The organism is Rugamonas aquatica (assembly GCF_009380215.1).
In the GTDB taxonomy this organism is placed as follows: Bacteria; Pseudomonadota; Gammaproteobacteria; order Burkholderiales; family Burkholderiaceae_D; genus Rugamonas; species Rugamonas aquatica_B.
On record NZ_WHUG01000018.1, the window covers coordinates 34,944 to 60,609 of the forward strand.

26 protein-coding genes are annotated in these 25,666 nt (G+C 63.0%); 11 read left to right on the forward strand and 15 right to left on the reverse strand.

What is annotated here, in order from left to right:
• The first annotated feature begins 47 nt into the window (after nucleotides 1-47).
• The 3 genes from earP to GEV02_RS28675 all read left to right on the forward strand — a co-directional run bounded on the left by earP (nucleotide 48) and on the right by GEV02_RS28675 (nucleotide 3,710).
• The gene (earP, locus tag GEV02_RS28665; protein WP_152841264.1) at nucleotides 48-1,202 is read left to right on the forward strand and encodes an elongation factor P maturation arginine rhamnosyltransferase EarP; all 1,155 of its coding nucleotides are present in this window, start codon (nucleotides 48-50) and stop codon (nucleotides 1,200-1,202) included.
• A gap of 132 nt (nucleotides 1,203-1,334) precedes the next feature.
• Nucleotides 1,335-1,910: an elongation factor P gene (locus GEV02_RS28670; protein ID WP_008450015.1), complete on the forward strand. Its 576-nt coding sequence runs from the start codon at nucleotides 1,335-1,337 to the stop codon at nucleotides 1,908-1,910.
• Nucleotides 1,911-2,102: 192 nt separating this feature from the next.
• Complete coding sequence (locus GEV02_RS28675; protein WP_152841265.1) at nucleotides 2,103-3,710, forward strand: amidase; 1,608 nt, start codon at nucleotides 2,103-2,105, stop codon at nucleotides 3,708-3,710.
• A 7-nt stretch (nucleotides 3,711-3,717) separates the two neighbouring features.
• Here the strand turns inward: GEV02_RS28675 and GEV02_RS28680 are convergent, their stop codons facing one another.
• Genes GEV02_RS28680 through msrB form a run of 8 tightly spaced genes read right to left on the reverse strand, consistent with a single transcriptional unit; the run spans nucleotide 3,718 to nucleotide 10,415 of the window.
• Complete coding sequence (locus GEV02_RS28680) at nucleotides 3,718-4,452, reverse strand: ABC transporter ATP-binding protein (RefSeq protein ID WP_152841266.1); 735 nt, start codon at nucleotides 4,450-4,452, stop codon at nucleotides 3,718-3,720.
• Nucleotides 4,442-5,200 (reverse strand): ABC transporter permease, encoded by a 759-nt coding sequence (locus tag GEV02_RS28685; protein ID WP_152803469.1) that lies wholly within the window; start codon nucleotides 5,198-5,200, stop codon nucleotides 4,442-4,444. The genes GEV02_RS28680 and GEV02_RS28685 overlap by 11 nt, the downstream gene beginning before the upstream one ends.
• An 8-nt stretch (nucleotides 5,201-5,208) precedes the next feature.
• The gene (locus tag GEV02_RS28690) at nucleotides 5,209-5,685 is read right to left on the reverse strand and encodes a cupredoxin domain-containing protein (protein WP_235923020.1); all 477 of its coding nucleotides are present in this window, start codon (nucleotides 5,683-5,685) and stop codon (nucleotides 5,209-5,211) included.
• Nucleotides 5,682-6,266 (reverse strand): SCO family protein, encoded by a 585-nt coding sequence (locus GEV02_RS28695; protein ID WP_152841267.1) that lies wholly within the window; start codon nucleotides 6,264-6,266, stop codon nucleotides 5,682-5,684. The genes GEV02_RS28690 and GEV02_RS28695 overlap by 4 nt, the downstream gene beginning before the upstream one ends.
• On the reverse strand, nucleotides 6,263-7,312 hold the full coding sequence (locus GEV02_RS28700) for an ABC transporter substrate-binding protein (protein WP_152841268.1): 1,050 nt from the start codon (nucleotides 7,310-7,312) through the stop codon (nucleotides 6,263-6,265). The genes GEV02_RS28695 and GEV02_RS28700 overlap by 4 nt, the downstream gene beginning before the upstream one ends.
• Nucleotides 7,313-7,346: 34 nt before the next feature.
• Nucleotides 7,347-8,060, reverse strand: a complete 714-nt coding sequence (msrA, locus tag GEV02_RS28705) for a peptide-methionine (S)-S-oxide reductase MsrA (RefSeq protein ID WP_152841269.1) — start codon at nucleotides 8,058-8,060, stop codon at nucleotides 7,347-7,349.
• 15 nt (nucleotides 8,061-8,075) lie between these two features.
• The gene (locus tag GEV02_RS28710) at nucleotides 8,076-9,905 is read right to left on the reverse strand and encodes a cytochrome c biogenesis protein DipZ (protein WP_152841270.1); all 1,830 of its coding nucleotides are present in this window, start codon (nucleotides 9,903-9,905) and stop codon (nucleotides 8,076-8,078) included.
• Nucleotides 9,906-9,920: 15 nt separating this feature from the next.
• Complete coding sequence (msrB, locus tag GEV02_RS28715; protein WP_152841271.1) at nucleotides 9,921-10,415, reverse strand: peptide-methionine (R)-S-oxide reductase MsrB; 495 nt, start codon at nucleotides 10,413-10,415, stop codon at nucleotides 9,921-9,923.
• Nucleotides 10,416-10,566: 151 nt separating this feature from the next.
• Here msrB and GEV02_RS28720 point away from each other — a divergent pair, with 151 nt between their 5' ends.
• Nucleotides 10,567-11,283, forward strand: a complete 717-nt coding sequence (locus GEV02_RS28720) for a response regulator transcription factor (protein WP_152841272.1) — start codon at nucleotides 10,567-10,569, stop codon at nucleotides 11,281-11,283.
• Nucleotides 11,280-12,773, forward strand: coding sequence for a sensor histidine kinase (locus tag GEV02_RS28725; protein ID WP_152841273.1), 1,494 nt, complete (start codon nucleotides 11,280-11,282; stop codon nucleotides 12,771-12,773). The genes GEV02_RS28720 and GEV02_RS28725 overlap by 4 nt, the downstream gene beginning before the upstream one ends.
• On the opposite strand, the gene GEV02_RS28730 is transcribed toward GEV02_RS28725, so the two are convergent.
• Complete coding sequence (locus GEV02_RS28730) at nucleotides 12,770-13,579, reverse strand: AraC family transcriptional regulator (RefSeq protein ID WP_152841274.1); 810 nt, start codon at nucleotides 13,577-13,579, stop codon at nucleotides 12,770-12,772. The genes GEV02_RS28725 and GEV02_RS28730 overlap by 4 nt on opposite strands.
• 62 nt (nucleotides 13,580-13,641) lie before the next feature.
• Between GEV02_RS28730 and GEV02_RS28735 the strand changes: the two genes are divergently transcribed.
• Complete coding sequence (locus GEV02_RS28735; RefSeq protein WP_152841275.1) at nucleotides 13,642-14,847, forward strand: MFS transporter; 1,206 nt, start codon at nucleotides 13,642-13,644, stop codon at nucleotides 14,845-14,847.
• Between the two features lie 78 nt (nucleotides 14,848-14,925).
• On the opposite strand, the gene dbpA is transcribed toward GEV02_RS28735, so the two are convergent.
• The 5 genes from dbpA to GEV02_RS28760 form a co-directional block, all read right to left on the reverse strand.
• Nucleotides 14,926-16,335, reverse strand: a complete 1,410-nt coding sequence (gene dbpA / locus GEV02_RS28740; RefSeq protein ID WP_008449985.1) for an ATP-dependent RNA helicase DbpA — start codon at nucleotides 16,333-16,335, stop codon at nucleotides 14,926-14,928.
• Nucleotides 16,336-16,410: 75 nt separating this feature from the next.
• On the reverse strand, nucleotides 16,411-16,635 hold the full coding sequence (locus tag GEV02_RS28745) for a hypothetical protein (protein WP_008449983.1): 225 nt from the start codon (nucleotides 16,633-16,635) through the stop codon (nucleotides 16,411-16,413).
• A gap of 78 nt (nucleotides 16,636-16,713) precedes the next feature.
• Entirely contained in the window at nucleotides 16,714-18,378 is a 1,665-nt protein-coding gene (locus tag GEV02_RS28750; RefSeq protein WP_328595941.1) for an acid phosphatase, read from the reverse strand.
• A gap of 62 nt (nucleotides 18,379-18,440) precedes the next feature.
• Complete coding sequence (gene mazF, locus GEV02_RS28755) at nucleotides 18,441-18,788, reverse strand: endoribonuclease MazF (RefSeq protein ID WP_152841277.1); 348 nt, start codon at nucleotides 18,786-18,788, stop codon at nucleotides 18,441-18,443.
• A complete protein-coding gene (locus GEV02_RS28760) occupies nucleotides 18,782-19,015 on the reverse strand; it encodes an AbrB/MazE/SpoVT family DNA-binding domain-containing protein (protein ID WP_152841278.1) in 234 nt (77 codons plus the stop codon). Before GEV02_RS28760 ends, mazF begins: the two co-directional genes overlap by 7 nt.
• A 349-nt stretch (nucleotides 19,016-19,364) precedes the next feature.
• Here GEV02_RS28760 and GEV02_RS28765 point away from each other — a divergent pair, with 349 nt between their 5' ends.
• The 4 genes from GEV02_RS28765 (at nucleotide 19,365) to GEV02_RS28780 (ending at nucleotide 24,048) form a co-directional block, all read left to right on the forward strand.
• A complete protein-coding gene (locus GEV02_RS28765; RefSeq protein ID WP_152841279.1) occupies nucleotides 19,365-19,961 on the forward strand; it encodes a hypothetical protein in 597 nt (198 codons plus the stop codon).
• A 252-nt stretch (nucleotides 19,962-20,213) separates the two neighbouring features.
• Nucleotides 20,214-22,097, forward strand: coding sequence for a DUF4209 domain-containing protein (locus GEV02_RS28770; protein ID WP_152841280.1), 1,884 nt, complete (start codon nucleotides 20,214-20,216; stop codon nucleotides 22,095-22,097).
• Between the two features lie 97 nt (nucleotides 22,098-22,194).
• Complete coding sequence (locus GEV02_RS28775) at nucleotides 22,195-22,863, forward strand: PEP-CTERM sorting domain-containing protein (protein ID WP_152841281.1); 669 nt, start codon at nucleotides 22,195-22,197, stop codon at nucleotides 22,861-22,863.
• 285 nt (nucleotides 22,864-23,148) lie between these two features.
• Nucleotides 23,149-24,048: a helix-turn-helix domain-containing protein gene (locus tag GEV02_RS28780; RefSeq protein WP_152841282.1), complete on the forward strand. Its 900-nt coding sequence runs from the start codon at nucleotides 23,149-23,151 to the stop codon at nucleotides 24,046-24,048.
• A 448-nt stretch (nucleotides 24,049-24,496) separates the two neighbouring features.
• On the opposite strand, the gene GEV02_RS28785 is transcribed toward GEV02_RS28780, so the two are convergent.
• Complete coding sequence (locus GEV02_RS28785; RefSeq protein WP_152805980.1) at nucleotides 24,497-24,913, reverse strand: helix-turn-helix domain-containing protein; 417 nt, start codon at nucleotides 24,911-24,913, stop codon at nucleotides 24,497-24,499.
• Between the two features lie 69 nt (nucleotides 24,914-24,982).
• Between GEV02_RS28785 and GEV02_RS28790 the strand changes: the two genes are divergently transcribed.
• Entirely contained in the window at nucleotides 24,983-25,630 is a 648-nt protein-coding gene (locus GEV02_RS28790) for a DUF4755 domain-containing protein (RefSeq protein WP_152805983.1), read from the forward strand.
• Nucleotides 25,631-25,666 lie beyond the last annotated feature (36 nt).

Below are 25,666 nucleotides of genomic sequence, written 5' to 3' on the forward strand. Positions count from 1 at the left end.
AACGTTAATCAGGTATCATCCAGCCTCGCATTTTTTCCCTATCCGTCATGAACCAACTCCGCCGCCTCGATCTGTTTTGTCGTGTGGTCGACAACTACGGCGACATCGGCATCTGCTGGCGCCTGGCGCGCCAGCTGCGGCGCGAGCACGGCCTGGCCGTCACGCTGTGGGTCGATGACCTGGCCAGCTTCCAGCGCATCTGCCCCGAGGTCGACCGTGCCGCCGCCAGCCAGCAGCTCGACGGCGTCACCGTGCGCCACTGGCGCGACCAGGACGGCGTCTTCACGCCCGCCGACGTGGCCGACATCGTCATCGAATTCTTCGCCGTCGACATCCCGCCCGGCTATATCGAGGCGATGGCGCAGTGCGAACCGCGCCCGGTCTGGTTCAACCTGGAAGGCTTGACGGCGGAAGAGTGGGTCGAAGGCTGCCATCGCCTGACCTCGCCGCATCCGCGCCTGCCGCTGACCAAGCACTTCTTCTTCCCCGGCTTCACCGACAAGACCGGCGGCCTGCTGTGCGAAAGTGAACTGGATCAAGCGCGCCGCAGCTTCCAGTCATCGCCGGCGGCAATGGCGGAGTTCCTGGCGCGCTTCGGCGTCACCCCGGCCGAGATGGCGTCCACCAAGGTCACGCTGTTCTGCTACCCGCACGCGCCGGTGTCGGCGCTGCTGGACGTGTGGACCGCAGCCGCGCAGCCGCTGACCTGCCTGGTGCCGGAGGGCGTGGCGGCCGAGGCGGTGCAAGCCTTCCTCGGCGCCGAGGCCACGGCCGGCGCCAGCGCCACGCGCGGCGCGCTGACCGTGCGCGTGCTGCCCTTCGTGCCGCAGCCGGACTACGACCAACTGCTGTGGGCCTGCGACCTGAACTTCGTGCGCGGCGAGGATTCCTTCGTGCGCGCGCAATGGGCGGGCCGGCCTTTCGTCTGGCACATCTACCCGCAGGACGAAAACCTGCACCACAAAAAACTGCGCGCCTTCCTGCAGCGCTACGCCGGCGAGCTTGATGCGTTGACCGAGTTTTCGCTGCGCTGGAACGGCGCGCCGACGGCGGGCGAGGGTGACGACTGGCCCGCGCTGTGGCAAGCGTTCGAACGCCAGATGCCGGCCATGGCGCAACGCGCCGCCGCGTGGCAGACGCAAATGCAGGCCAACGGCGATCTGGCCGCCAATCTGATGGCGTTCGCCGCCACGCTGAGATAGGCGGTGTGGGAAAAACAAGGTATAATGCCGGGTTAATCTCTAGCGCATTTTTACCTGATCAACCGTGAGCTTTGGGCTTCCCGCCTGGCGACAGATGATTTTTACGCAACCTACTTTTTACGTACACTCTCTATGAAACCTGCAAAAGAAATTCGTGTTGGCAACATCATCATGGTTGACAGCAAGCCTATGATCGTTCTGCGTTCCGACGTCAACGGTTCGAGCCGCACGGGCTTCACGTACAAATGGAAGATGAAAAATCTTCTGACCAACACCCCGATGGAAAACGTCTTCCGCGGCGACGACAAGTTCGACGTCGTGGTTCTGGACAAAAAGCCAGTGACCTACTCGTACTTCGCCGACCCGCTGTACGTCTTCATGGACGCTGATTACGAACAGTACGAAATCGAAGAAGAAAACCTGGGCGAAGCGCTGAACTACCTGAAAGACGGTATGGAATGCGAAGCCGTGTTCTACGACGGCAAAGCGATCTCGGTTGAACTGCCAACCACCATCGCGCGTCAGGTTGTGTACTCGGAGCCTGCGGTCAAAGGCAACACTTCGGGCAACGTCCTGAAAGAAGCCAAGATCGAAAACGCTATCGAATCGAAGCGTCACACCGTTCAAGTGCCACTGTTCGTGAGCCAGGACGACGTCATCGAGATCGACACCCGTACCAACGAATACAAGCGTATCGTTCGTAACTAATCGGTTTCAGTGCTAAAAAAGCACGCCAGCGCATGTGAAACACATGCCGGCGTGCTTTTTTTATTGGGATTCGGGAATTATTTGCTGATTTGTAATAATTTTTGTGGTGTAGGTGGCAACACGCTGATATATTTATGCGACGCAACAAATAGTGCGCATAGGTGATCAGTACAAACCAATCACGAGGATGGCATGGATCGCAGGGAATTCGTTCGGATCGGCGTAGCGGCGGGTGCCGCGGCGGGTAGCAACCGGGTGCTGGCGACGCCCACCGGTGCGGCGTCCAAGCTAGGCAGCGGCGGCATCCTCGACGCCGGCGTCTGGGAACAGCAGCAGATGATGGAGGCCGGCAAGTTGACCTCGCATTCGTTGACCTCGCAATACCTGGCCCGCATCAAGACCATCGACAAGTCCGGTCCGCGCATCAACGCCATCATCGAAATCAATCCCGAAGCATTGAAGATCGCGCTGGAGATGGACCGCGAGCGCAACCTCAAGCGCGTACGCGGTCCGCTGCACGGCATCCCGGTTCTCCTCAAAGACAACATCGCCACCGGCGACCGCATGAGCACCACCGCCGGCTCGCTGGCGCTGAACGGCATCCGCGCCGCGCGCGACGCGCATGTGGCCGCGCAGCTGCGGGCGGCCGGCGCCGTCATCATCGGCAAGACCAATCTAAGCGAATGGGCCAATATGCGCTCGCCGCACTCGGTCAGCGGCTGGAGCGGACGCGGCGGATTGACCTTGAATCCGTATTCGCTGGACCGCAACTGCAGCGGCTCCAGCTCCGGCTCGGGCGCGGCCATCGCCGCCGGACTGGCCACGCTGGCGGTCGGCACCGAGACTGACGGTTCCATCGTCTCGCCGGCCTCGATCTGCGGCCTGGTCGGCATCAAGCCCACGCTGGGCCTGGTCAGCCGCAGCGGCATCATCCCCATCGCCCACTCGCAGGACACGGCCGGCCCGATGGCGCGCAGCGTCGCCGACGCCGCGCTGATGCTGGCCGCGATGACGGGCATCGACGCCAGGGATCCCGTCACGCAGGACAGCGCCGGCAAGGCCGGCGACTACCGCGCCGCGCTGGAGAAGGGCGGCTTGAAGGGCCGGCGCATCGGCGTCGCCCGCAATTTCTTCGGCAGTAACGACGAGCTGGATGCGGTGATCGAGAAAGCGCTGCTGGATTTGAAGGCGCAAGGCGCGGAGCTGGTCGACACCGAAGTCCCCAACGTCGGCAAATATGGCGACAGCGAAACCGAAGTGCTGCTGTACGAATTCAAGGCGGACCTGGCGGCCTACCTGAAGGAGTACGCGCCGCACGCGCCGGTATCGAACATGGCCGACGTCATCGCCTACAACCAGAAGCACGGACAACAGGAGCTGCCGTACTTCGGCCAGGAATATCTGGAACGCTCGCAAGCCAAGGGCGATCTCGATACGCCGGCCTACCGCGAAGCCCTGGCCAACAACAAGCGCTACTCGCGCGCCGAAGGCATCGACCAGGTCATGCGCGAACACCGGCTCGACGCGCTGGTGGCGCCGACCGGCGGGCCTGCGTGGCTGACGGACTTCATCAACGGCGACCATTTCGGCGGCAGCTTCTCGTCGCCGGCGGCGGTGGCGGGCTATCCGCACATCACCGTGCCGGCCGGGCATGTGCATGGACTGCCGGTCGGCCTGTCCTTCGTCGGCGCAGCCTACAGCGAAGCGGCGTTGATCGGCATGGCCTACGCCTACGAACAGGCCACGCTGCACCGACGCGCACCGCAGTTCCCCGCCAGCGTCTCGCTGGCCGTGCGTTAGTCAGTTCTTAGATCGTCACACCCAGCTCGCGCAGGATCTGTTCCTTCATCTCCTGGAACTGCGGTTGCGACAGCTTGCGCGGATGCGGCTGCGGCACTTCGAAGGTCGCCTGTATCCGCGTCGGCCGCGGCGACAGCACCAGGATGCGGTCCGCCATGAACAGCGCTTCCTCCACATCGTGCGTGATCAGGATGACCGTGTGGCGCTCCTCGGCCAGGATGCGCAGCAGTTCGGTGCGCATCTTCAGGTTCATCAACGCATCCAGCGCGGAGAAGGGCTCGTCCATGTACAGGATCTCCGGCTTGACCACCAGCGCCCGCGCCAGCTCCACCCGTTTCAGCATGCCGCCCGACAGCTCGTGCGGATAGCTGCTCTCGAAACCCTTCAGCCCCACCATCTCCGCATAGTGGTCGGCCAGCGCCGACTTGTCGCCGTGGCCGTCGCCGGTCAGGCCGAACATCAGGTTTTGCTGCACCGTCAGCCACGGGAACACCGAGCCATGCTGCGAGATCGAGATGCCCTTGGGATTAGGCCCGCGCCGCACCACGCCGTCGATACGCACCTCTCCCTCGCTGGGCTGCTCGAAGCCGGCGATGATCTTCATCAGCGTCGACTTGCCGCAGCCGGACGGCCCGACGATGGCGACGAATTCGCCGTCCCGCACATCCAGGCTGACGCCGCCGACCACCGGCAGATCCTTGAAGCTCTTCTTGATTTCCTTGACGACGATCTTAGCGTCCATAGCGCCACCTTACCGATTTGAGGCCTTCGAGTTTGCGCATCACCGCGTCCAGTATCAGGCCGATGACGCCGATGATAATCATGCCGGCGATGACCAGGTCGTAGCGGTTGCCGGCATTGCGCGAGTCCATGATGAGGTAGCCCAGGCCGGAGCGCAGCGCGATCATCTCCGCCGCCACCACCACCAGCCACGCCACGCCCAGCGCGATGCGCATGCCGACGATAATCTCCGGCAGCACCGCAGGGATAATCACCTGCCGGAACAGCGTGGTGCGCGAGACGCCGAAGTTCTCCGCCGCCCGCAGGTAGCGCCGTTCGATGGTGTGCACGCCGGCCGCCGTCTGCACGATCATCGGGAACACGGCGGCGATAAAGATCAGGAACACCGGCGACAGATTACCCACGCCGAACCACAGGATCGCCAGTGGTATCCAGGCGATCGGCGAGATCGGCCGCAGAATCTGGAAGATGGGATTGAGCGTGATGTAGGCGCCGTCCACGCGCCCCATCCACAGGCCGAGCGGAATCGCCACCGCCGCCGCCAGCCCGAAGCCGGTGCCGACCCGGAACAGCGAAGCGCCGATATGCTCCCACAGCGTGCCGTCTTCCGCCAGTTCCAGCGTGCCCGTCACCACTTGCAGCGGCGTCGGGAAGATCACGCTCTCGGTCTGCACCACGACGATCCACCACAGGGCGATCAGCGAGGCCAGCACCGCCAGTGGCGGCAGGATTTTCTTGAGTTTTTCCATAGCGTTCTTTATGTTGAAAGCAGATGCGGCGCACGCGCCCAGGCGCGCAAGGCCCGCCACTTCAGGCGCGGCCAGCCGGCGGCGGGCAGGGCGTCGACCACCACCCGCATTTGCCCGCTGGCGTGCGCGGTGCAGGCGAAGTCGTTGACGGAGACGGTTTCGAACGGCAGCCGGAAACTCTGGCCCGGCATAATCAGCACCGGCCCGAAGATTTGCGGCACGCTGTCCTTGTTGCGCAGCAGGAGCACGTCGTTGGCGCCCTGGGTCAGGTGGATTTCGGACGGCAGGATCTCCACCTTGTCGCCGGCCATGCGGCGCGCCCAAGTGCCGTTCGGGATTTCAAACAATTCGTCACGCGTAGCCAGGGCGATGGGCGCTAGCGCGGCCCACGCGCATAGCGCGCACAAAGCGGCAAGGCTGGCGGCGGCGAGGCTCAGCGCGATAACGATTGCGCGTGCGCGGCGGCGAGGCTGCGGCGTACTCAATTCTTCAACAGCAGTGTGGCGTCGTGCACCACGTCGGCGGCGGTGCGTCCGAACGGCAGCAGCGCGCGCAGGCTGCCCTTGCGGTCGACGAAGTACAAGTAGGAGGAATGGCCGACGGTGTAGTCGGTCTTGCTACCGTCGATCATCTTCTTGGTGGCGGTGATGCCGTAGTCCTGGCGCACGCGCGCCATCTGCTGCGGCGTGCCGGTGGCGCCGATGAAGGTCGGGTCGAAGGCGCGCAGGTAGTTCCGCATGCGGTCGGGCGTGTCGCGCTCGGGATCGACGGTGATGTAGATGACCTGTAGCTGGCTGGCCTGCGCGCCCATCTGCCGGCGCGCTTCCGCCAGCATGCCCAGCGAGACAGGGCACACGTCCACGCAGGACGTGTAGCCGAATTCCAGCAGCACCAGCTTGCCCCGGTACTGGCTCAGTTTCAGCTCCTTGCCGTCCGAGCCTCGAACCGTGAAATCCGGCGCCATGCGCGGCGGATCGAACACGCCGGCTTTCAGGCCAAGGGTGTCGGCCGCTTGCGCGCTGAACGCGATTGTCATCGCCAGTAAGGCTATGCTCAACTTGCTCATATGCTGATGGCGACCGGCTTGATGGCCTTGACGAAGCTCTCGTCCACATACGACTCGTAGGCGATGGGCCGCTTGATGGTGCCGGCCTCGATCGACAGCTGCATCAACTCATCGAACTCCGCACGTATCATGCGCAGGTCGCCGTAGGTCACGCGGTCGGTTGGGTTCTGCATCACGAAGCGCAGGATGTTCGGATCTTGATTGAAGTACTTGCGGCCGGCGGCGATGGTGATCGCCTTTTCGCGGCTGGCTGGCGTCGAATCGAGCCAGCTGCCGGCGGCCTGCACGTAGTTGACCAGCTCCTGCACCAGCGGCCGGTTCTCCTTGATCAGTTCCTCGCGCACCGTCAGCACGCAGCAGATGTAGTTGCGCCATTCGTCACGCGTCATCGCCAGCGGACGGGCGTAGCCGGCGCGCTGCGCGGCCGCGCCGAAAGGCTCGCCGGTGCAGTAGCCATCGACAGCTTTTGCGTACAGCGCGGCCGGCATGTCCGGCGGCGCCATCTCGACGATCTCGATATCCTTCGGCGTCATCTTCTCGCGGGCCAGCATTTTGCGCAGGAAGAGGAAGTCCACCGCGAAGCGGCTCGGTATCGCGATGCGCTTGCCGCGCAGGTCGGAGAATTTTTTATGCGGCGAATCGGTGCGCACCATGATGACGGCGCCCGAACGGTGGCCCAGCGAGACGATCTTGACGGGGATGCGCTTGTCGGCCAAATCCATCACCAGCGGCGCCAGCATGTAGGCGGCCTGGATGCGGCCCGTCATCAGCGATTCCTTCACCTCGGGCCAGCCGTTGTATTTGCTGTACTCAAAGCCACGCGGCAGTGCGCCAGGCTTGCCCGCATCGGCGGCCTTCGCCATGCAGGCCACCGGCAGCGTCAGATTGCAGGTGACGGGCAGGCCGCCGACCTGGATAGGCGCATCGGCCGCGCTGGCGCTGGACGGCAAAATCAGCGGCAGCGTTGGCGCCGCAGCGGACAGCAGTCCGCCCAGCAGCCGGCGCCGCAGCGGTGAATCGGGGGAAGGATCGTCTCGGTGGTCCATGGCTCTTGGCCTGTCGTATTTTCCTGTAATTGTACTACAGGCCTTTCCGAACCAGCACCGGATCGGCGCGATAGACATCCGGCGCGATACGTTTCAGGTTCTCGATCTTGGGCAGGTCGTTGAAGGCGATGTAGGGATCGCTGGGATGCAGCGTCAGGTAGTTCTGGTGATAGGTCTCGGCCGGGTAGAAGAACTTGTTCATTTCGATCTTCGTCGCCAGCGGCTTCTTGAACGCGTGCGAAGCATCCAGCTGGGCGATGTATTTTTCCGCCACGCTGCGCTGCACCGGCGTTTGCGGGAAGATCGCCGAGCGGTACTGCGTGCCGCTGTCCGGTCCCTGGCGGTTCAGCTCCGTCGGATTGTGCGCCACCGAGAAGAAAATCTGCAGCAGCTTGCCATAGCTGATCTGCGCCGGATCGTAGGTGATCTTCACGCTCTCCGCATGGCCGGTATCGCCGCCGCTGACGGCTTCGTAGTTGGCGTTGCGGCCTTCGCCGCCGGCATAGCCGGAGACCGCGGTTTTCACCCCCTTCACGTGCTGGAACACGCCCTGCACGCCCCAGAAGCAGCCGCCGGCAAAGATGGCGGTGGCAGCATGCTCGCTGCCTGCCGGCTCGTCGACGGCTGGCGGCTCGATCACCACCGCGACTTCCGCCGATTCCGCTGGCTGCTGCCACAAGGCCACGCCGAAGATGGCTGCGCCGACCAATGCGGCAGGGCCGCCCCAGTTTTTCAGTATGCTGTTCATAGTGTGCTCTCCGTTTCAACCAAAGGTAAAGGCGTAGGCTTGTACGCCGGGATCGAGAAACTCAATGCTGAAGGTGCGGTCGCCGATGCTGCCGGACTGTCGCACCAGCTGATACAAACGCTGTCCGGTGATGGTGCCGCTGCCGTCGGCGGCAACGTCGGTGCCGTGGTTGGCGCCCGGTGCGGCACCGTCTATCGTCACGCGGAAGCGCACCGGCTTGCCGTCCTTGCCGGGGCCGAGCACCAGATGCAGGTCGCGTGCATGGAAGCGGTAGACGATGCGGCCGGTGCCCTGGTTCAGCGTGACCTGGTCCGGCTGCGACAGCCAGCTGCCCGCCAGGCCCCACTGGTTCAGCGACGGTTTGGCTGGAGCGGTGTAGCTGCGGGCCTGGTCTGCGGCCTGGCCTTCCGGCGAGGCGAAGTTCTGAGCGCGTTCGTAGCCCAGGTAGGTTTCCGGCGAGGCCACCTGTCCCATGTCGGCGGCTTGCTGCACGCCCTTGGCGTCTTCCGCGCTGACCACGCTGTTGGACACATCCTTGCGGCCCGCTTCTTCCAGCAGCTGCTGGATCACCTGTTCGGATTGGGCGTATTCGCCTTCGCCGAAGTGGTGATGGCGGATCTGGCCTTTGGCGTCGATGAAGTAGTGCGCGGGCCAGTACTGGTTGCCGAACGAGCGCCAGATGGCGAAGTTGTTATCGACCGCGACAGGGTAGGTGATGCCGAGGTCTTTGATTGCCTTGCGCACGTTGCCGATATCGCGTTCGAAAGCGAATTCGGGAGCGTGGACGCCGATCACCACCAGGCCCTGGTCGCGGTATTTTTCCGCCCAGGCTTTCACGTACGGCATGGTGCGCAGGCAGTTGATGCAGGAGTAGGTCCAGAAGTCGACCAGTACCACTTTGCCCTTCAGCTGCTCAGCGCTGAGCGGGGCGGAGTTCAGCCATTCCACCGCGCCGGTCAGCTGCGTCAGCTTGCCTTCCACCGGCAGCGTGCTGCCGCCAGCCGCCGCGCCGCGCATGGCTGTCATGGCCGGGCCATTGCCGGTCATCGCCGTCCGCGACATCATTGCGCCGCCGGCCATCATTGCGCCATCTTGCGGAGCGCGTGGCGACAGCTTGTCGATCAGCTTTTGCTCCAGCCCCGCCGTGGCGACCGTCGACACGCGCGTCAGCAGACCCGTATCCAGCCCGCTCGCAATGGCCGCCACGCCGCCGAGCATCGCCACGCCCAAGCCGCGCCGTACCCATTCGCCCGCGCCCAGTGAGCGCTTCATTGCACTGAAGACCTTACCCCCGATGAGCAGCGCCAGTCCCAACGAAGTCGCCGCCCCCGCCGCATACGCCAACAGCAGCAGCGTAGTCCCGGCACTGGCGCCGTTCAACGCCGCCCCGGTCAGCACGAGACCTAGCACCGGCCCGGCGCAAGGCGCCCACAACAAACCCGTCGCAATCCCAAGCAGGAAAGACGAACGCGCCCCCGACCAAGCGCTGTCGCCGGCCGAAGCACCGGCCTGCTGCGCCTTGTTCGACAGCTTGTCGCCCAGCGCCACCAGCGGCTTGGTCAGACGATCCGCCAGATGCGGCAGCATCAGCGTCAAGCCAAAGAAAGCCATCAGCGCCATGGCAAGCCAGCGCCCATACTGGTTGGCCTGCACCACCCAGCCACCGCCAACGGCAGCCAGCGTCGCCACCAGTGCAAAGGTCAGCGCCATCCCGGCCAGCAGCGGCAAGCCGCTGCGCACAAACGGCTGCCCCGTGCGTGCAAACACAAACGGCAGCACCGGCAAAATACAAGGGCTGAGTATCGTCAGCGCCCCACCCAGATAGGAAAGAAGTATCAGCAGCATAGCGATCGTCCTTCCTTAAGCCGCGCCAGGCGTGAAAACCAGCGCCAGCCCGTCGATGCAATACCGCAGACCGGTCGGCTCCGGACCATCGTCGAAGACATCGCCCAGATGCCCGCCGCAGCGGCGGCACTGCACCTCCGCGCCACGGAAACCCAGCGATGTGGTGCGAGCCGTGTAGACGCCGCGCTCCAGCGGCTTCCAGAAACTAGGCCAGCCGGTGCCACTATCGAACTTGGTGGAAGACGAGAACAACGGATTCTGGCACCCCGCACAGAAAAACTTCCCAGCGCGGTGCTCCTTGTAGAGCGGACTGCTGAACGGGCGCTCCGTGCCGCCGCGCCGCAGAATCTCGTACTGCGCAGGCGACAGCAAAGCGCGCCATTCCGCATCCGAGTGGGTCACTTCCCATGCTGCAGCCGGTGCCGCATGCGCGGCATGCCAACGTAAAGTCACTGCGCTTGCCACCAAGGCGGCGCCGCTGGTGAAGAGAAATTTGCGTCTGGAAGTCATACAAACTCCATAAAGTGAAATGTCGATGCAGCCATTCTGGCCCTGAAGCGCTGACGAAATCCTCACGTAAACTTCAATTAAATGTGATACTTTCCTGCGCAGGAATCCTTCACAATGGCGGCATTCCGACTTTTACCCGGCCCGACAGACTATGGATTTACCAAAACGCGTCCTGATCGTAGAGGATGATATGCCTATTGCCGACCTGCTGCGCCTGCATTTGCAGGACGAGGGCTACCAGGTCACGCACTGCGCCGACGGCAACCAGGGCCTGGCCCAGCTGCGCACCGGCGGCTGGGATGCGCTAATCCTCGACCTGATGCTGCCCGGCGTGGACGGACTGGAGATCTGCCGCCAGGCGCGCGCGATGGCGACTTACACGCCCATCATCATCACCAGCGCCCGTTCCAGCGAAGTGCATCGCATCCTCGGCCTGGAACTGGGCGCGGACGACTACCTCGTCAAACCGTTCTCGGTGCTGGAGCTGGTGGCCCGCGTCAAGGCGCTGCTGCGCCGCGCCGACGCCATGGCCCGCAACCAGCGCAACGAAGCCGGCGCGCTGGAATTGAACGGCGTCCGCCTCGATCCGCTGACCCGCCAGGCCCAGGTTGAAGGCCGCCCGCTGGACCTGACGCCGCGTGAATTCGACCTGCTGTACTTCTTCGTCAAGCACCCGGAAAAAGTGTTCTCGCGGCTGGACCTGCTCAACCAGGTCTGGGGCTACCAGCACGACGGCTACGAACACACCGTCAACACCCACATCAACCGCCTGCGCGCCAAGATCGAAGCCGATCCCACCGACCCGGCCCGCATCCTCACCGTCTGGGGCAAGGGCTACCGCTTCGCCAACGGCGTACCTGCGGCATGAACCTGAGCCTTACGCAGCGACTGTCGCTGGTGTTCTCGGTGCTGCTGCTGGCGTGCTGCGGCGCGTCCGCGTGGCTGCAGATCCGCGCCAACATCATGCATGAGAAGGAGGTGGTGCAGGGCCTGTCACGCGGTCTGGCGCGCAGCATCGCGCTCGACGCTCAGCTGATGCACGCCGACAGCGATCCCGCACCGGCGACCGGCGCCCCCGCCAGCGAAGGCCTGGGTCCCGAAGCCGTGCGCCGCCTGTTCGGCCAGCTGATGGTGGTCAATCCCAACGTCGAGGTCTACCTGCTGGACATGGAAGGCCGCATCGTCGGCCACGCCGCGCCGGCCGGCCACCTGAAGCGCGATCGCGTGAACCTGGACCCCATCCGCCGCCTGCTCGACAACCAGCCCTTGCCGATCCAGGGCGATGACCCCCGCAGCGACAGCGGCCGCAAGGTCTTCAGTGCGGCCGTGCTGCGCATGGACGAACGCAAGGTCGGCTACATCTACGTGATCCTGCAAAGCGAAGAGCACGACCGCCTCGCCGCACGCGCCACCGCCAGTTCGGCGCTGCGCACGACCCTGTGGTCGATGGCGGTGGTGGCGCTGCTTGGCCTGCTGGCTGGCCTGGTCGCCTTCCGCCTGATTACACGGCCGCTGCACCGCCTGGCCGCGACCATGGGCCGGCTGGACACCAAGGCCGAACAACTGCTGCTGCCGCCACCCAACGCCGGCGGACGCCGAGACGAAATCGCCATCCTGGAGCGCACCTACAGCGAGATGGCGGAGCGCATCAACGAGCAATGGCAAACCGTGCGCCAGCTGGACCACGAGCGCCGCGAAGTGGTGGCGAACATCTCGCACGACCTGCGCACGCCGCTGGGCTCACTGCACGGCTATCTGGAGACGCTGTCGCTGAAAGACGAGACGCTGGACGCGGCGGGCCGCCAGCACTATCTCGGCATCGCGCTGGCGCAAAGCCGCAAGGTGGGCCGCCTGGCGCAGGCCTTGTTCGAACTGGCTCGCCTTGAACACGGCGCGGTGGCGCCCGAGATCGAAGCGTTCTCGCTCAGCGATTTGATACAGGACGTGTTCCAGAAATTCGAACTGCGGGCCGAGGAAAAACAGCTGCACCTGAACGCCGTATTGCCGCACCCGGCGCCGATGGTGCGCGCGGACCTGGGCATGATCGAGCGCGTGCTGACCAACTTGTTCGACAACGCCATCCGCCACACGCCGGCCGGCGGCACGGTCGAAATTGCGGTGGAGGCGAATGAGCAGGGTCAGGTCCGCATCACCGTCGGCGACACCGGGCCTGGCATCCCGGCGGACATGGAGGAGGTGCTGTTCCGCCGCCCGTTCGCGCTGCGCGGAGAGCACAGGGAAGGGGGCTTGGGCCTGCTGATCGTCAGCCGCATCCTGCAACTGCACGGCAGCACCATCGAATTGGTGCGCGTGCCGCAGCGTGGCGCCGTGTTCCGCTTCGCGCTGGCGGCGGCTTAGCTTCCGGCGTTCTGCAAGGGCGCGCGCCAGCCGCTCAGATAGTGCTGCGGTGTCTTGCCGAGGATGCGGCGGAACATCGCACTGAACGCGCTCGGACTGGCATAGCCCAGCGCCGCCGCGATCTCGCCCACGCTGTCGCCGCGTGCCAGCCGGCCGAAGGCTTCGGCCAGATGCACCTGCTGCACCCATTGCCGGTAATGCAGCCCTGTCTCTTTCGGGAACAGGCGTATCAGCGTGCGCGCACTGGCGCCGGCTTCGGCGGCCCAGTCCTCGATGGTGCGCGGGCTGCCTGGATCATCGACGATGCCTTCGCATACGGCCAACAGACGACGGTCGCGTGGCCAGGGGATCGCGATCGGCACCGTCTCCGCCGCCGCCAGCTCCGACAGGATCAGCATCGCCAGATGCTCGCCGCGTCCCGGCAGTGGATATTCGATCGGCTCATCCAGCAGCGACAAGATCAACTCCCGCAGCAGCGGGCTGACTTCAATCACGCGGCAGCTGTCGCCAAACGCCTGCGCCACCTTGGCCTCGATGTAGATGGTCCGCATCGTCACGCGGCTCATGGAAGTCCACTGATGCACCACGCCGGGCGGGATGAACAGGGCCCGGCGCGGCGGCAGTATCCACACGCCGAACGCCGTCTTCACCTTCATCAGGCCCTCGGTCGCATACAGCAGCTGCGCGCGTTCGTGGCTGTGCGGCGCCACCGACACGCCATGCACCTCGTCCCGCGCCATGGCCGTGACGACGCGTGGCACGCGCTGGTAGTCGCGGTGGTCGCTGCTGCGTTTAAGGGCTTTCATTTGTCACTTATTCGACGAAGAATGGAATAGATCGGGTTTTTAGCCATATTACACTGGACGGCATGAATACTTCGACTCTCTCCGCTTCCAGCCGTCCCCACGGCGACACCGTCATTTCCATCCTCGGCGCGGTCGCGCTGGTCCACCTGCTGAACGACCTGACGCAAGCCATGCTGCCGTCGATCTACCCGATGCTGAAGGCGCAGTTCGGCCTGACGTTCGCGCAGGTGGGTTTGATTACGCTGACCTTTCAGTGCACCGCCTCGCTGCTGCAGCCGTGGATAGGCCTGTACACCGACCGCCGTCCCATGCCCTGGCTGCTGCCGATGGGGATGGTGTCCACGCTGATCGGCGTGCTGATGATGTCCGTCGCCGGCAGCTTCCCGGCTTTGCTGCTGGCCGCCGCGCTGATCGGCGTCGGTTCCTCGACCTTCCATCCGGAGGCTTCGCGCGTGGCGCGCATCGCCTCGGGTGGGCGGTTCGGTTTTGCGCAATCGCTGTTCCAGGTTGGCGGCAATGTCGGCTCGGCGCTTGGCCCCTTGCTGGCTGCGGCCATCATCATCGGCCGGGGGCAGGGCAATATCGCCTGGTTCGCGCTGCTGGTGGCGGCCGCGATCCTGGTGCTGGTGCGAGTGAGCCGCTGGCACAGCGCCCACCTGGCCGGACTGCCGCGCAAAGCCGCCGCGCATGCCGTATCGCCTTTATCTAAAGGCCGCGTTTATGGCGCGCTGGCGGTGCTGGCGCTGCTGGTCTTCTCCAAGTACATCTACATGTCCAGCTTGAGCAGCTACTACACCTTTTACCTGATCGATAAATTCGGCCTGTCGGTGTCGTCGGCGCAGATGTACCTGTTCCTGTTCCTGGCGGCGGTGGCGGCGGGCACCTTCATGGGCGGGCCTATCGGCGACCGCATCGGCCGCAAGCGCGTGATCTGGATTTCGATACTCGGCGCCGCGCCGTTCACGCTGATGCTGCCTTACGTAAGCCTGTTCTGGACGGCCGTGCTGTCGGTGGTGATCGGCTTTGTGATCTCGTCGGCGTTCTCCGCCATCGTGGTGTTCGCGCAGGAGCTCATGCCGGGCAAGGTCGGCATGATTGCGGGGATCTTCTTTGGATTGATGTTCGGCGTGAGTGGCATCGGCGCCGCAGCCATGGGGCATATCGCCGACGTGGCCGGCATCGCCTATGTGTACAAACTGTGTTCGTTCCTGCCGCTGCTGGGCATCCTCACGGTGCTGCTGCCGCATATCGAGCAGCCGCACCGTTGAACGTCGTCGTTCCCGCGAAAGCGGGAATCCATGGAACGCATGCTCAGTATGGATTCCCGCCTGCGCGGGAATGACGTATCAGGATTCGATGAAGCGCATCTTGAAGTTGCGACCTTTGATGGCGCCGAAGTCGCCGCCCAGCGGATTGTTACGGCTCAGGCGTTCGAAGGCGTCGTAAGCCACGCGGCGGTCGATCGCCACGTAGGTCTGGAACTCGAACACGTTGATCTTGCCGACTTGCTCCTTGCTCAGGCCTGCGTCACCGGTCAGTGCGCCCAGCAGGTCGCCCGGACGCAGCTTGTCCTTTTTGCCGCCCGAGATCACCAGCGTCATCATCGGCGCTGGATCGACGCCGTACTCGTTGTCGTCCAGGCTTTTCAGGTCGAACCATTGGACTTCGGATTGCTGGTATTCCTCGATCAGCTTGACCCACTTCTTCTCGTTCGGCGCGCATAGCGACAGGGCCAGGCCCTGTTCCGTGCCACGGCCGGTGCGGCCGATGCGGTGGATGTGCACCTCGGTGTCCTTCGACACGTCGACGTTGATTACCGCTTCCAGATTCGGGATGTCCAGGCCGCGCGCGGCGACGTCGGTGGCCACCAGCACGGAGCAGCTGCGGTTCGAGAACAGCACCAGGATCTCGTCGCGCTCCTTCTGTTCCAGTTCGCCGTACAGCGCCATGGCGGAGAAGCCCTTCGATTGCAGCTCTTCCACCAGCTCGCGGCACTGCACCTTGGTGTTGCAGAAGGCGATAGCCGATACCGGCTTGTAGTGGCCCAGCAGGCGCGCCACGGCGGCAGTGCGCTGGTCGAAGCCGATCTCGAAGAACAGCTGTTCGATCTGGCTGTTGTCGTGCTGCGCTTCGACCGTCACTTCAACCGGATCGACCAGGAAGGAATCGGTGGCGCGGCGGATGTCGTCCGGGTAGGTGGCCGAGAACAGCAGGGTCTGGCGACGTTTCGGGCAGGCGCTGACGATGCCGGCGATTTCGTCGTAGAAGCCCATGTCGGTCATGCGGTCCGCTTCGTCCAGCACCAGCGTTTCGACCTTGGACAGGTCCAGCGTGTTGCGGCCCAGGTGATCGCGCACGCGGCCCGGCGTGCCGACCACGATGTGGGCGCCGTGTTCCAGCGAAGCGATCTGCGGACGCATCGGCGAGCCGCCGGTCAGCACCAGCACCTTGACGTTGCCGGTGGCGCGCGCCAGGCGGCGCAGCTCATTGGCCACCTGGTCTGCCAGTTCGCGGGTCGGGCACAGCACCAGCGCCTGCACGGCGAACCATGCGGGATTGAGCTTGGCCAGGATGCCGATGCCGAAGGCCGCGGTCTTGCCGCTGCCGGTCTTGGCCTGGGCGATCAGGTCGCGGCCTTCCAGCACCGACGGCAGGCTTTGCGCCTGGATCGTGGTCATCTCTTTGTAGCCGAGCGAATCGAGATTGTCGAGCAGGGTAGGGGCCAGCGGCAGGCTGGAAAAGGCGGTGGATGTCATGGTGTCAGACCTGTTCAAAAAGGACGTGGTCACAGTCTAACAGGCTCGCTGACGCTGTGATAATCGGGGTTGTTGTTAGTTTGGCGCCCACACCGGCAAGCCGGTGAGGTCCAGGTTTTCGTCGCGCACCCAGACCGGCAGTCCGGAGGTGTCGGTTGGTTCCAGCAGTTCCAGTTGCACTTGCTTGAGTGTGGCGCGCTTGCCGCGTGGTGGCGGCGGACGCTTTGCTTCCGGTTCGAGCGGCGCGGCCGGGCTGAAGCCGGGCAGGTCGAACGTAGCGTTATCTTTTTTATCTCTCATCTGAAAAAAAACAAAAGCCCGGCTGCAGCAGTCGGGCTCAGTGTAAGTTAAGGGCGAAGTGTAACACAAAGCCCAAACTCAACGGAAGCTCAGCGCTCCCGTCAGGTCGCCCGGCGGCAGCGCGTTGCGGGCGGCGAAGGCGTCGTTGCGCAGCTTCAGGCCTTCCAGCAGCGGCAGGCCGTGTAGGCGGGTGATGAAGCGCATGATCGACGTGGTGTCGTAGAAGGTGTGGTCGACCTGGCCCTTTTTCGCGTACGGCGAGATGACGATGGCCGGGATGCGCGAGCCCGGGCCCCAGCGGTCGCCCTTGGGCGGCGCCACGTGATCCCACCAGCCGCCGTTCTCGTCGAAGGTGATGACCACGACCATGTCCTTCCACTGCGGGGACTTCTTCAGGTGCTCGATCACGTTGGCGATGTGGGCGTCGCCGGACTCGATGTCCGAGTAGCCGGCGTGCAGGTTCAGATTACCCTGCGGTTTGTAGAACGTCACGGCGGGCAGCTTGCCTGCGATGGCGTCGGCGATGAAGCGGTTCGAGATCGGGCTGTCGCCCAGGCCACCGTCGCGCAGGTGCTCGGCGCGCGCGGCGGTGCCGGGTGCGAACTGCTTGAAGTAGTTGAACGGCTGGTGGTGGTACTGGAAGTTGGGCTTCTCGCCGCCGCCGCGCGCATCCAGCGCCGCTTGCCACGCGCCGCCGTACCACGCCCAGCTGACCTTCTTGGCCGACAGCAGGTCGCCGATGGTGTCGTAGCTTTGCGGCGGCAGGGTGCCGGCGTCGTTCGGATCGGCCAGCAGCGGATCGCCGTCGAAGGCGGGGCGGATGTAGCTGGGCTGGTAGGGCGGGGCCATGGTGTTGACCGCGTAGCCGTCCGGCGTGATGGCGCCGTTGTTGACGAAGTGCGGATGGCCGTCCATCGCCGACGCGGGGCTGTCCTTGGTGACGGACAGGCGGAAGCCGGTCGGGCCGTCGTCCAGCACTGCGATCTTTTTCTTGGCGGCGGTGTCTTTGGCGTTGAAGTATTCGGGCGTGCGGCCGGAGATCAGGAACTGGTGGTTCAGGTAGGAGCCGCCGAAGGCCGCCATGAAAAAGTTATCACACAGCGTGTACTGCTCGGCGATCTTCCACAGGCCGAGGTTCTTGCTGGTCTCGCCGTAGTAGCCCATGACCATGCCGCCGGTGTTGCCCCAGGCCGCGAAGCCGTCGTTCTTGCCGGCGTTGATCTGCATCTGGTTCTGGTAGAACAGGTGCCACAGGTCGCGCGTGATGACGGCTTCCGGCAGCGGCTTGCCTTCGATGTCGACCAGTTTGAATGGCGCGTTAGGCAGGCCCTTGATGTCGTCTTCCTTGAGCGCGTATTTTTTGCCGCCGATGTCCTGGGTGTTCGGCACCATGCCGCCCCAGACTTTCGGCAGCGCGGGCAGCACGGAGCCGTCGCGGTCGCGCTGCTGGCAGGCGGCTGCGGTGGCGGCCGACAGAGGCCAGGCGGTGCCGGGGAAGTTGGCAAACAGGTTGTTGAAGCTGCGGTTTTCCAGGTAGATCACCACCACGTTCTTGACGTGGGCTTTCAGCTTGGCGTCCAGCGAGCCTTTGACGGCGGCCGGCTTGGCCGTCGCGGCCTCGCCCAGCGAGGGCAGGGACGCGGCCATGCCGGTAGCGGCGGCGGCCTGGAAGATGCGGCGGCGTGATGGATTGACTGGAGCATCCTGCTCCTGTTGCGCTGATACCTGAACTTGATCCTTCACACACGCCTCCCTGGGCAAACCAAAAAAAGCAATTGTGACAGTTTTATGACGGATTGGGTATATCAGGGGAGAAGCAGTTTGATGCGAGTGCTGACGTCGTGGGCGCACTGCGATGTCACCTCTGCGAACTTGCGGGCGTTTCGGGCTCGCCAGTCAACGGAGCGAACGTGATCGGCTAAAACCACTCCGGTTAAGGTGTATTGAGACGCGGGCACGGCGGGTACTTCAAAAGGGTAGCCCTTGGCCTGATTGGTAACGGGGCAGCAGACCGCCAATCCTGCGGCGGCGTTGTAGCTTGCAACGGAAAGCACCAAGGCGGGCCGCCTGCCAGCCTGCTCATGCCCGGCTTGTGGCGTAAAGTCGAGCCACACGACATCGCCTCGATCCGGGATGTAGGCGTTTGTCACCATGCTTCGTTGCCGGCGGCTGGATCGTCCAACTGGGAAGAGTGACGATTTTCAGGGGTGATGCGGGCGACCAGGTCATCCAGCGTCTCGGTCGCAGGCGCCAGCAGCAACTTCCCGCCGTCTGTTTTGAGGACCAGTTTTTGGCCGATTTGAAGGCCAGTTTCCTTCAGCACCGCAGCAGGAATCCGCAATGCAGCGCTGTTTCCCCATTTTTGAATTTCGAGCAGCATATTTGCCTCCCTCAGTGTTTCTACATTGTAGATACATGCGAAAGAAGAATACAAGCGCGCAAAAGAAAAAAGCCGTTGATTCCTGAAAGAAATCAACGGTTTATCGAATCTGGTTGCGGGGACAGGATAAGCGTCTCGGCAGAGCTCTGTTCAGGCCAAGCCGTTGAACCTAAAGGGCAATCGCGGATTGTGGCTTCCGGGCGCTGGGTTCAAGGGTGTGGCGCGAAGTGTATCACTGTTTGGCTCACAAAAATACACATCGACATGATATATTGATAACGCAAATGACACCGGCCAACACATCCATCTTGTATTGTTGAACACAGTCCTAAGAACGAAAGTTTTCAATATGAAGGCAAAATCTGTTTTAATTTTTAGTTTTCTATTGCTTGCAAATGTTGGAGCTTTATTTTACGCAACCAGAATAAACCAGAGCTTTGGTTCTTTCGAATTGCTTGCCAATATTTTAATTGTAACTGGCGCCACTATTATTTTTAGAGGCGTTGCAATGAGCAAAGAAGAAAGGGATGAATTATTTAAAATAGGAGATGAAGATAAACATTTTTACGTCTCAAAAGAAGAATTTTTGTTATTTAAAATTGAATTAATGAAGAAGTTGGGTGCCCCGCAAGCATCAATAAATAAAAAAGATTACGAGCTTCAAATTACCCGCGCCAATCCGCCTCTTCGTTTTTCAAACAAAAAACTTTCTTCGCTTTTTCTTGAGGCTGAAGACTTTGCTGAGGCAGGAACACTTTTGGTCGTATTGGGAACGGTATTGTTAATGTTCATATCTCATGTTTCAAAAATTCACGAAGAGCAAGAAAAAGAAGCAGAAAGAGTAAAAATAGAACAATCTTCTAAAAAGTCATGCATGGCCAATGAGTCTAATAAAATAGAGAGCTCAGCTAAAAATTCGAAAGATGAAATTAAAAAATCAGACTGAACTCAATAAGCAAGCACATGATTGCCAATGCGAATGAATACCAATTCATCATGGCATATCTATTTTTCCGATAACTTTCCAAGTTTGTTTTTTTCATGATTTAGATGAGGAAATTGAAAAATTCAGATCGAGAAAATCGGCAATGCGCTTGGTGCGTCATTTTTCCAAAAAAACCACTTTAAGCCTGCAATCTAAAAAGTAACTTCCCAGACTGGTAGCCAATGTCAAGCCTTTTGACCAAGAATTTTTACCATGCAGATCAGCATCCTTCCACTTCTGGCTAGCCATCTTGCAAAAGCGGAGGCGCAACTTGCTTACATGATTGGGCACGACTTCTCTGCCCAACTGGAAGCTTTGATTCCAAGTGTTGAAGAACTGAGCGATGACGAGCGGCGTGGGTGCGTGGCGGAGATCGTCGGCCACCGCTTCATGACCACAACGCCCGCCGACCGTGGGCCGTGGGACTCCTACTTCGGACCGGTGTCGTCTGGCGTGGACCATGCCGGAAACGAGGTCCACGTCCCCGACGCCAAGCAGATCGAGCCCGAGGTCATCGAATACTGGAAGCTCCGCTCCGAGCAGACGCCGCACCCGATCCTTCGCGCGCGCTACGCCGACCTGGCGTGGGAGATCGGCAGGATTTGGAACAAGGGCCACCCTAGCGAGACTCAGATCGACTTGCCGCGCGAACTGGCGCAGCGCGCCGTCGTAGCCTACTTGGACTCGGTCAAGCTGTGCGATCCGGTCGAGCCCTTGAAGCTGTTCCAGGCTTGGCGGTTCTTGGACCGGGCGGTGGGCTTGGCGATCTCCATCAAGGATCAGACGCTGATCGACCGCTCGAAGGCGGCGGCCTTCGACTTCAACCGCGCGAACCGGGCGGCTGGACATGTGTTCCAGTGGTGGCTGATCGACGACCTCGCATACGACCGCAAGGGCTTGGCGCTGACCGACACGGAGCGCGTCGAGCTCCTCGGGTGGCTCCAAGAATCTCTCGACGCCTGCTCCGACATCGCCGACCCGCAGCGCTTCGATCCGCACCAAGCGTTGCAGGCGGCCGATAGGATCGCCCGCTGGGGAGCCAAGGCGCGCAAGCCCGAGCTGGGCATCGCCGCGTTGAGACAGGCCGGTGGCGCCTTCGAGGAGTTCGCGAAGCGGGCCAACGCGATGACCGCCATCGCGTGGCTCGAAGACCTCAGCGCGCGATACAGGGACAACAACTTGGCCGAGAACGCCTCCCGCGTGGACGCGGCTATCATCTCGCGCGGCGACGAGGCCCGGCAGTCGATGAAGCTGGTCTCCACCACGATCAACGTGCCGAACGAGGAGATGGAGGCTTGGCTTGATGAGCTGACGGCGGACTCGGCGAGGCAGGCTGTTGGCCGGATCGCTTATCACCTGATATCAAAGCCGGAGGGCTTGCGCCGAGAGATCGAAGAAATCGCCGCCAACGCGCCACTGCACGCGATGATATCCATCTCGCTGACGGACGACAGCGGCTTCACGGTTGCGACCATCGGCTCGGTCAAGGACGACATGCCCGGCCGGGTCGTCAACGCTGCGGCAAACCACATTGGCGCGAGCAGCCCTTGGCTCCATCAAGCATTGGCGCGGCTCAAATCTCGTTGGGGAGTGGACGCCGAGGCGCTTCTCGCCCTGCTGGCGCAGAGCCCTCTGTTCCCGCCACGGTCGCACGGCTTGCTTCGAGCGGGACTCAAGGCGTGGGAACTGGGCGACCATTTGAAGGCCATCCATGTCTTGGTGCCGCAGGTCGAGGCGGGATTGCGCGAAATGCTGCGCGCCTACGGCGAGTCGCCCATGAGGCGCAATCCGCGCGAGGGCGGCTTTGAAAGCATAGGGATGGGAACCCTGCTGATGAACCCGGTGTTCAAGGAGAAGGCGCATCCGGCGTTCCGGCTGCACCTGCGCGCGCTCTACACCAGCCCGAAAGGGATGAACCTTCGGAACAAGATCGCGCATGGCTTGGCCAGCTCCGACGCCTTCGGCTTGGGCATGGCGAACTGGGTTGTCCACTCGCTGCTCGCGATTCGGACATTCGGGCACTTGAAGCCGGAAGATGAGGCGGCGACCGAAACGGCAGACGAGCAAGCCGAGCCGCCTGCCGAGTCGCAGAACTAGATTGGACCTCTGGCGGAAAGGGGTTGTCGCGTAGATTCAAGACGCGCGGGCGCGAAGCGGACACAATGGTTTCCTCGATATTGAAAAGGCAACCAAAATGAAAACTTCCCACGTCTTCCGCCGGCTCTTGGCCTCCGCCGTCCTGCTGTTCGCATGCGCCCAAAGCCAAGCGGGCATCGGCTACTGCGCTCCGGCCTCCCCATCTGTCTCCTCGACCCAGACCAGCTCCGGCGGCATGTTCACCATCGACATCGCGGCCAGCGCCGGCGGCTGCCCCTCCGGCCCGTCCGCCTTCGACGGCGCTCTCTCCACCTTAATCGTGCCTTACTTCTCCGACGCCCACGCCTCAATCTCCGCCCCCACAGGGTGGACGTGGCACATCGTCTCCGACGACCGGCTCAATGTCGGGCATGGAGCCGGAGCGTTGGTCTTCTCCGCATCGACGGCCTCGGCCAGTGTCGCCCCGCGCTCAACACTGTCGGGCTTCCTGATCTCCTCCGCCTTCTCCGGTGTCCAAGCCACAGCCTTCCAAGCCACCACTGTCGGGCTGTTCACCACGGACTACTACTTCCCAAGCGCCACGTTCGGATACGACCTCATGCCTTTGATCCCCGGCAGCCCGATGGCCGTCGCGGCTCTGGACTTCCCGACGGCGCCGGTCCCCGAGCCCGCCTCTTGGGCGCTGCTCGCGTTGGGCCTGGCTGTGGTGTGGGCTGCGGCCAAACGAAACGCCAGAGGCTGGTCGGCTTCCATTCAGGCCCAATAACACAAGGCCCTGGCCACGCCTTGAATCCATGCGACAGCGCAGGAAAATTCCGGGGCCAAGCGACAGTCCGAGCAAGAGCCAACCTTGAGGCGCCCAGCCTGTTGTAATATGCAAAAAAGCAATGACGATTTGACATCCGGCGGCCACGCATCCTGCGTGGCTCGCCGCGACGTCCACACGCGCGTAGGAAAAACCGTCGGCCCACGAATGGGTCGCTCTCGGCCTTGTGGACGCGCTTGTCAAAGCTGCCCCTTGGACAAAACTGAGAGAAGGCCAACCGCCTGCATGAATTCGCTCGCCTACCATGTCGTGGTCCACGCCCTTGAAGGGCGGGCCGGATGGACGCCCATATCGCGATTTGTCGCGGCCGTGGCCCACGTCATCGACGGGCATCTCCCCTATGCGCGCTACAACGCCGCAGGCCGGGCGCGGGCCGCCGAGGGCGTGACCGAAGGCCAGATCGAGAGCGCCGTCCGCGAATTCCTTCTCACGGACCTCTCCCTCGGCGTCAGGACGACCAGCATGCTGTCGAGCCCGGAGGTCGTGGTGGCCGCCTACAACTCTTACAACGCCTCGGCGAAAATCGCGGTGCGCACGAGCGTGTCCCTGCCGAGCGGCGGGCCGGGCTCCGGCGCGGTCGTGGCCCAGCGGCGCGTGCTGGTCGGAGCCCCGGACCCCGGACCCTGCCGCGTGGGCACCCTCGCCATGTTCGACGGCTTGCTTGGCTTCGTGGAGAGGAACGCCCGCCTTGGAGGGCCGCCGCGCCGAAGCCTTGGGACCGTGGCGGAGCTGCTTGGCGTCTCCAACTCGGCGGCGGCGGAGGCGTCCGCGATTTTTGAAGCCGAGGGCTCCATGTCCGTGGGCGAGTTGGCCCACCGGCTCGGCTGCCACCAGCGCTCGCTCGAACGCAAACTGAAATCAGAAGGAGTGACCGCTGAGGCGCTCCGCCAAGCGGCCCGAATCCTCCGGGCCGCCGACAGGCTAGGCTCTGACGCCAGCCTCACCACCATCGCTGTCGAGGAGGGCTTCTCCGACCTCTCCCACATGACCCGATCTTTCAAATCTTCGGCGGCAATGCAGCCAAGCCTTTTGCGTGGACTGCTCCGGGCAGACGCGCTCGCCCGAGCCTCATGTGGAGGCTATGACGGAGAAGGCGAAGCGGGACGACACGCGCTGCGGACGTAGCGTCCCACATTCCCCCTCGGCTCCCCAATCCCCTAATTCCAAGCGGCGATCCTGCTGGCGGTTCTCAATTTCCCATTCCAGCACGGCCACTCGACGCGCGAGACGCATGTGGCGCTCATGTCCCATGCTTGTCGGAGCGGCGGGCCTCGATGCTCGGCTGCCGAACGCCCGAAAAGCTTTGCGCCATTTTCGAAAAAGACGACCGTGTCGCATGGATTCAAGCCAGCGACCACGCCTGGCCTGTAACTTCTGCATGTTGGAGAGGGCGACAGAGCAGCCAACGCCAGCGCGGCGCGCATGCGGTGCGCGCTCAACGAGCTCAATGAGGTGTATGCGGGGCGATGCCTGTTCAACGTGGCGCATGGGACTCATGCGGTGCATGCGCGGTGCGCGCGTCTGCCCAGGCTTGCGTCTGGGGCGTGTATGCCTTTGTGTATCCGCAGACGAGTCAGCGTTTGGGCTTGCCCGGCTTCTTGGGCTCGAGTCGGCGAGCCAGTGTCTTGACGAGGTCGGCGACCATGTCGCGGTCGGCCGAGTCGAGTTTGGCTAGCTGTTGGGCGATCAGGACGGCTTGGTCCGGCAGCGAGTCGCTCGCGCCAAGCAGCATGTCTGCGGAGCTGCACCCAAACATCTCGCCGAGGACCACCAAGCGCTCGGCGTTGACGGAGCCGACGCCGCGCTCCATTCGCGAGACGGCCTCGGGGCCGATGCCGAGGAGCTCGGCGACGGATTCTTGAGTCAGCCCGGCTCGCTGCCGGGCCGTGCTGATTTCATGGCCTATGGCCTTGCGCAAGTATGCGGCTCGCTCCTCCGCGCTGGTGGCCGAAGGGGGCGGCTGTCCGTCGTATGTGTAGAAGTAGAACATTTGGGTTTCCTCGATTCAACCTGAATGGTGGACACCCGGCCAGAAGCTTTGAAGGACTTAAAAGGTTGAATGTCAACCAATTTGGTTTATTATGCGTTTTTGACAGGACGGCAGACGCCCGTGTGCCAACGTGAGGAGAAGGAGAAAGAGATGGGATTTTTCGCGACGATATTTGTGCTTTGGGGCTTGTTCTTTTCGCTGTTCATCCCCGCCGCCCCCGGTGGGCTGGCGGCGTTGGGGCTGTTCGCTTTCGCTTGGGTGCCGACGGGCCTCTTGGTTTGGTTCGTGCTGCGCCGAGCCGGCCAGCGCGAAAAGCTGCATCGGGAAATGCTCGGCGCCGTCGGCGTCCCACAGGGAACTGGCTTCGACCACGCCGAGGATGGCACGGGCATCGCGTTGAACCGTTCGATGCGGCAAATCGGGGTGCTGGCGGATGGGGCTTGGAAAATCTATCCCTACGACGAAATCCGCAAGTGGGCGATCCAGTCGCAGACGGCCGGGCGCGTCGTTGGCGGCCTCGGCGTAGCCAACAATGTCGCGGCGGCCGGAGCCAACGCTCGGATGGCGAAGGAGGCCAGCGCCAACACCGGCCTGTTCCTGACAGTCAAGGATTTGCAGGCGCCCCAGTGGCGCGTCGCGATGAAGGAGCCGATGGTCCGAGCGCGGTGGATGGAGCTGTTGCAGCAAGAAATCAACGAGGGCGGCGTCGCGGCGTGACGCGCGCCGAGCAGAACGCAAGACAACAATCGAATG